This is a genomic window from Acinetobacter sp. NIPH 817, assembly GCF_000368405.1.
GTDB lineage: Bacteria > Pseudomonadota > Gammaproteobacteria > Pseudomonadales > Moraxellaceae > Acinetobacter.
Genome location: NZ_KB849420.1, coordinates 724,600 through 730,958 on the forward strand (window position 1 = coordinate 724,600; position 6,359 = coordinate 730,958).

5 protein-coding genes are annotated in these 6,359 nt (G+C 37.9%); 4 read left to right on the plus strand and 1 reads right to left on the minus strand.

Translation table 11 applies throughout. From position 1 onward, the window contains the following. Positions 1-42: 42 nt before the first annotated feature. Entirely contained in the window at positions 43-621 is a 579-nt protein-coding gene (locus F968_RS07175; RefSeq protein ID WP_004791707.1) for a TetR family transcriptional regulator, read from the minus strand. A gap of 125 nt (positions 622-746) precedes the next feature. On the opposite strand from F968_RS07175, the gene amvA reads away from it, so the two are divergent. The 4 genes from amvA to dnaX form a co-directional block, all read left to right on the plus strand. Next, positions 747-2,225 (plus strand): multidrug efflux MFS transporter AmvA, encoded by a 1,479-nt coding sequence (gene amvA, locus F968_RS07180; protein ID WP_004791708.1) that lies wholly within the window; start codon positions 747-749, stop codon positions 2,223-2,225. 266 nt (positions 2,226-2,491) lie between these two features. Beyond that, the gene (gene cpaA / locus F968_RS07185; protein ID WP_004791710.1) at positions 2,492-4,273 is read left to right on the plus strand and encodes a metalloendopeptidase CpaA; all 1,782 of its coding nucleotides are present in this window, start codon (positions 2,492-2,494) and stop codon (positions 4,271-4,273) included. Between the two features lie 21 nt (positions 4,274-4,294). Beyond that, positions 4,295-4,927, plus strand: coding sequence for a metalloprotease secretion chaperone CpaB (gene cpaB / locus F968_RS07190; protein WP_004791712.1), 633 nt, complete (start codon positions 4,295-4,297; stop codon positions 4,925-4,927). Between the two features lie 123 nt (positions 4,928-5,050). Next, a partial coding sequence (gene dnaX, locus F968_RS07195) for a DNA polymerase III subunit gamma/tau (protein WP_004791714.1) occupies positions 5,051-6,359 on the plus strand: 1,309 nt, incomplete at its 3' end.

Sequence of the window (6,359 nt, forward strand, 5' to 3'; positions counted from 1 at the left end):
GTGTTGTAAAGCTGGTATTTTAATTAATGCCAGCTTCTATATTTATAATAATTCTAGGCGAATAATTGCTTCGGTATGGCGCTTAAAGTCTTCTTCAGCTAAACCTTGTAAACCAAGTTGATAAATCCCTTCTAATCCGCATACAAAGGCAATGAGTCGCCAAGCTATGTCTGTTGAATTAGATATATTTTTAAATTCACCTTCTTTTTTACCACATTCAATTGCTTGCACAATTGTTTGATGCCAATTCTGCATGGCAAGGTTATAAGCCTTTCGTATTTCAACATCTTGTTCAATTAAGAGTTCAGCCTCATTCCATAAGCGTAAGTAGGGCTGAAGTCTATCTATGTTTTCTGCGCCTAATAAGATGAAAAGCCTTTGAAATTGGCTAGTCGTTTTTAGGGTTTGTTCAATTTCATCAAGCTGTTCCATAAGCTTTAAAAAAGCTTCAGCTTTTAAATGAGATGCCGAAGAAAAATGATGGTGAACTTGTCCGGTAGAGGTTTGTGCTTCTGTTGCGATTCGGCGTACCGTCATGGCTGTAAAACCTTCAGCCAAAGCAACTTGCATGGCTGCTTGCAGAATCATTTCTCTGCGTTGATCGCGATTAAGATAGGCCATGTTTCTTTCACCTGACTGAATTCGACACAAATTACATTAAAACTAAAAGTTGGACAAGTGTCCAATTGTGTATATAATAACCATGATTTGAACACATGTCCAAGTTTTGGATATTGAAGAGCGTTATGCAAAAAAAATGGTTAATCCTGACAATTATCGTCCTTATATATTTACCAGTTACGATTGATGCAACGGTGATGCATGTTGCTACACCATCTTTAAGTGCAGCATTGAATTTAACTGCCAATCAGCTTTTATGGGTCATTGATATTTATTCACTGATTATGGCGGGTTTGATTTTGCCGATGGGTGCACTTGGTGATCGAATTGGCTTTAAAAAATTATTATTTATTGGAACTGCAATTTTTGGAGTCGGTTCCTTAGCTGCGGCTTTTTCTCCAACGGCTTACGCCTTAATTGCTTCCCGTGCTGTTTTAGGTCTAGGGGCAGCAATGCTTATTCCTGCCACTTTATCAGGCATTCGTAATGCTTTTACCGAAGAAAAGCAGAGAAATTTTGCACTTGGTCTTTGGTCTACAGTGGGTGGTGGTGGAGCAGCTTTTGGTCCATTGGTTGGTGGTTTTGTACTAGAACATTTCCATTGGGGCGCTGTATTTCTCATTAACATCCCGATTATTTTAGTCGTTCTGGTTATGATCGCGATGATCATTCCAAAACAACAAGTGAAAATTGATCAGCCAATTAACTTAGGGCAAGCTTTAGTTTTAGTCGTGGCAATTTTAAGCCTCATCTATTCAATCAAATCGGCGATGTACAACTTCTCGGTACTTACAGTCGTGATGTTTGTGGTGGGTATAAGTACTTTAATCCACTTCATCCGAAGCCAAAAAAGAACGACTACGCCAATGATTGATTTGGAGTTATTTAAACATCCAGTCATTTCTACCAGCATTGTTATGGCGGTAGTTTCCATGATTGCTTTGGTTGGGTTCGAATTACTTTTGTCTCAAGAGTTGCAGTTTGTGCATGGGTTTTCTCCATTACAGGCAGCCATGTTTATTATTCCATTCATGATCGCGATTAGTTTAGGTGGTCCATTAGCCGGAGTCTGTTTAAATAAATGGGGACTTAGACTTGTTTCTACTGTTGGTATTTTAATAAGTGGATTTAGTCTATGGGGACTTGCTCAGCTTAACTTTTCGACTGATCACTTCTTAGCGTGGACGTGTATGGTCTTTTTAGGCTTTAGTATTGAGATTGCCTTACTAGCTTCAACTGCCGCCATTATGTCATCCGTCCCACCTCAAAAGGCAAGTGCAGCAGGTGCGATTGAAGGTATGGCCTATGAACTTGGAGCTGGTTTAGGCGTCGCTATTTTTGGGTTAATGTTGTCTTGGTTTTATAGCCGCTCAATTATTTTACCAGAAGGACTTCCGGCTAACTTAATTGAGAAAGCCAGTATATCGATTGGTGAAACCATGCAATTAGCTTCTAACCTTGAAAGCCCTTTGGGAGGGCAATTAATTGCAGTTGCTCAGCAAGCTTTTAGCTATGCGCATAGTTGGGTGCTTACAATCTCCGCTATTTGTTTCTTCCTTTTAACAGTATTTGTCTGGTTTAGCTTTCCAAAGAAAGTAAATTAGGAAATTCAAAATAGAGGATAAAAAGAGAGATGATCTTTCTTTTTATCCTTAAATATCTTTTTTAATATTTTCTTTATAATAAATTTAGTTATTTAATTCTCATAAACAAACTATTCTTTAATAGGTTTCATGTTTTTATTTTAAAATGATTCAATATTCATGTAATTGAAATTTAATGAAAAATGCATTGATCGAAAATTGACTGTAAAAAAATGGTTTGTTAATCTGCTACACGAAAAATCTAAAAACAAATAAAAGAGGCCGCTGTGAATTTTAAATTAAAAACATCACTCATTATTGGAGCAATTGTTGCATCTTCGCTTGTATATGCCGCAACTGTACTTTCACCAAATCAGAATAATAATAGTGGATCAATTCCATCTGGTTATTCAGATTTAGAATTTTCTTTAGCAAATGGGAATTGGGTCAAAAATCTCTCTTTACCGGCAAGCGCTAATAATTCGGACAAGATTACAATTCGTTCTAGTGCCGCCTATAGTAGTTATTTAGATACTTCTAATACGAATATTCCGTTAGAAGTATTAAAAATAAATAGCGGAGATGTTTATCAATTCATCTTTAATAGCAGTCAAAATAAATGGATCGCTCAGTTAGCGACCGTAAGTCCTACCAATGGTGCGACTTATGAAGTCGTTCCATTAACAACTGCATCGATACAAAAAGTACTCATTCAAAATGACAAATGGGCACAAACCATTGCATTACCGAGTGACGTACGTGATGGAACAACCGTACAAGTTGTTTCTACAGCAAGTGCAAGCTCAGAGATTGATAAAACAAATTTATTATTCCCGAGCAGTTTTACATTAAAAAATGGCTCTGAATATTGGTTTAAATATTATTCTGCCTTAGGAAAATGGGTTCCAGAATATATAAAACCTCAGAAGCTAAATGTTCAGCAAATCGGAACATCTTTAGCCACGGTAAGTAGTCCGCTAACGGAAGTTTCATTTGGAGATGGAAACTGGGTTTCGAATTTCACTTTGCCTACCACTGCAAGTGATCGGGATAGAATTATTATCAAGTCTACAGCGACTTGGTCTGCAAAAATTAATAACAGCAATATTAATAGCCAAGCGACCTTAACACTTAAAACAGGCGATCAATATGAGTTTATGTATGTAAGTGATAAAGGCTATTGGCAGCTGATCTCTTCACCAACAAAGGTGATTGATTCATCGGCAACAATCCCTGCAACTTTACCGAACATGACTCAGCCCACTTTAAAGGTGAAGCTGTCTACATCAAATTGGCAGCCGACCTTGCAACTACCCGCTAAAGCTCAAGTTGGGGATAAGGTGGTTATTGTGTCTAATGCATCGGCAGACACTTATATTAATGCTGCTAATGGCTTGTCTACTGCAATTAAAAATGGTGAAAATCGCCGTTTTATTTACACAGCTCAAGGCTGGACAGTAGATAGTTATACAATTGATATGTTGTTAGTTTCTAGCCCAGAAGTAAATGCAATTTTAGGAGAGAGCGCTGCAAAACTTAGAATGATTGAAGGCGTAAATCTAACAAACTTAACCGCTGAAAATTCAAATGCACGTTTTTACTTAAGAGATGTTGGCTATTTAACTTATAAAATCCCTGCTAGTACTTTGAAAGAAGCAATTTCTACTGGACGAGATGACACGACGGTACAAAATGAGCGTAAACGTGTATTGGCAGACGGTGTTTATTATCAAGGTAATGAACTAGGTGATGGCGGTTGTGGTTGGGCTTGGATTAATGCTTCTGCATATAACATGATTGGTGCAAATGATATTGCAGGTTGTTCTTTCGCTGCTATGCGTCATGAAGTCGGGCACAATCTTGGGTTGTACCATAATGGTTCAACCAATATTGGTTCAGGCTTTGCTCATCCGTTAGGAAGTACAGCAATGGGCGGTAATAATATTAATTTCTATTCGAGTCCATACCTATACAACCCGAAATATGGTGTACGTTTAGGTGAAGAAGGGAAGATCGATGCGGTCAGTGTCATTAACCTGAATGCGCAGAAAATTTCTCTATATAACTAACCTCTATTTTAGCTATAAATAATGAAGAAAAATAAGTTGTTAATAGGAACTGCTATCGCTTGTGTGGCGTTAGCAGTTTTAATCTGGTTTGCCTTTTCACAACAAAGCTCTTCTGCTTTAACGTCGTCTGCAGAAAATGGGCAAGGGGTTGGGCAAAAAATGGCAGAGAATCAGAATGAATTTGCTCGTCAAAATATACTGAATTTAAGTCCATCCGAAAAAGAAAAGTTGTCTAGGCAACAGATTGTTTTTAATGAGATAGAAAAGGATCAACTGCCTTCTAATGTTAATTTTCCGCTAATTAAAAATGCTAAAGGTATAGTCATTAAATATGATCCAAATGTGATTGAACTTAAAAAAGTTGGAGATACTGTTAAGTTTCAAATGTTGGAATATGGCATTAATCGCACGGGAAAAATTCTAGAGATTGAACCTGTTGACCAAGATATTGTTCGATGGACTGGAAAATTTGATCAGGGCGATCCAAATCAGAATTTCTTTACGATTACTCAAAGTCAAAAAGATCACTATACGATCATGCAGATTTTTACCGAGAAAGGAAATTATTCGGCTGAAATTAAGGATGGTGTAGGGTTGGTCCAAACAATGGATGAAGGTGTAACTGATCAAGAGCTACATCATGACCATCCTTAGACAAATAAATGGTTCTGGTAGAGAAAAGAAGTCAGTTCGCAGTTTATCTGTACGGATATGAGCTTTATGCGTTCACACTCTTTTAAAAACAAAGTATGCTTATGCCTGTAACAAGGAGCATACATGTATCAAGTACTTGCTAGAAAATACCGTCCACGTAATTTCAATGAGTTAGTGGGGCAAAACCATGTTTCTCGTGCATTAAGTAGTGCATTGGAACGCGGTCGTCTACACCATGCTTATTTATTTACAGGAACGCGTGGTGTAGGTAAAACTACAATTGCACGTATTTTAGCCAAGTGTTTGAACTGCGAAACGGGTGTGACTTCTACACCATGTGAAGTCTGTGCAACCTGTAAAGCAGTTAACGAAGGGCGTTTTATTGACCTGATCGAAATCGATGCTGCTTCAAGAACAAAAGTAGAAGATACGCGTGAACTTTTAGACAACGTCCCTTATGCGCCAACGCAAGGTCGTTTTAAAGTTTACCTGATTGACGAAGTACATATGCTATCGACGCATTCTTTTAATGCGTTATTAAAAACACTAGAAGAACCACCAGAACACGTTAAGTTTCTGTTTGCTACGACTGATCCACAAAAGCTACCGATTACGGTTATTTCACGTTGTTTGCAATTTACTCTACGACCTTTGGCTGTCGATGAAATTACCAAACACCTTGGTGCTATTCTTGAAAAAGAGCAAATTAATGCCGATCAAGATGCAATTTGGCAAATTGCTGAATCTGCTCAAGGTTCATTACGTGATGCATTATCTTTAACTGACCAAGCGATTGCTTATGGTCAAGGTTCTGTACATCATCAAGATGTTAAAGAAATGCTTGGCTTGATTGACCGTACGATTATTTATGATTTGATTCTAGCGATTCATCAGAATCAACGTGAGAAAGTTAGTCAGCTTTTATTACAATTTAGACATCAAGCGCTAGATGTTTCACTTGTGCTTGATCAGTTGATTTCGACATTGCATGAATTGGCAATTTTGCAATATCTACCTGATTTGAGTTTGAAATATAGCGATGAAATCAATCGCAAAATCATGCAACTGTCTAAGCTGATTTCTGCTCAAGATTTGCAGCTTTATTACCAAATTGCCTGTAAAGGTCGTTCAGACTTGCAACTTGCCGTAACGCAAGAGCAAGGTTTTGAAATGTGCGTTTTACGCTTATTGGCATTCCGTCCTTTAGCGCCAAATGAAATTTTAGTATCAGAGCCTATTCAGCAAAATGGACAAGCGGTGGTGAATCGCCAAGTCCAAGAAAAAGTTCAAGATATTGCTCCTGTGAGTGCTGTTCAGCCTGTTGAAGTTATTAGTCAACCCGCTATGGTTGAACCTGAACCTGAACCTGAACCTGAACCTGAACCTGAACCTGAACCTGAACCTGAACCTGAACCTGAACCTGAACCTGAAC

Coding starts and splice junctions, on each gene's coding strand:
- cpaB (WP_004791712.1), top strand. CDS start 4,295: ATGAAGAAAAATAAGTTGTTAATAGGAACTGCTATCGCTTGTGTGGCG.
- amvA (WP_004791708.1), top strand. CDS start 747: ATGCAAAAAAAATGGTTAATCCTGACAATTATCGTCCTTATATATTTA.
- F968_RS07175 (WP_004791707.1), bottom strand. CDS start 621: ATGGCCTATCTTAATCGCGATCAACGCAGAGAAATGATTCTGCAAGCA.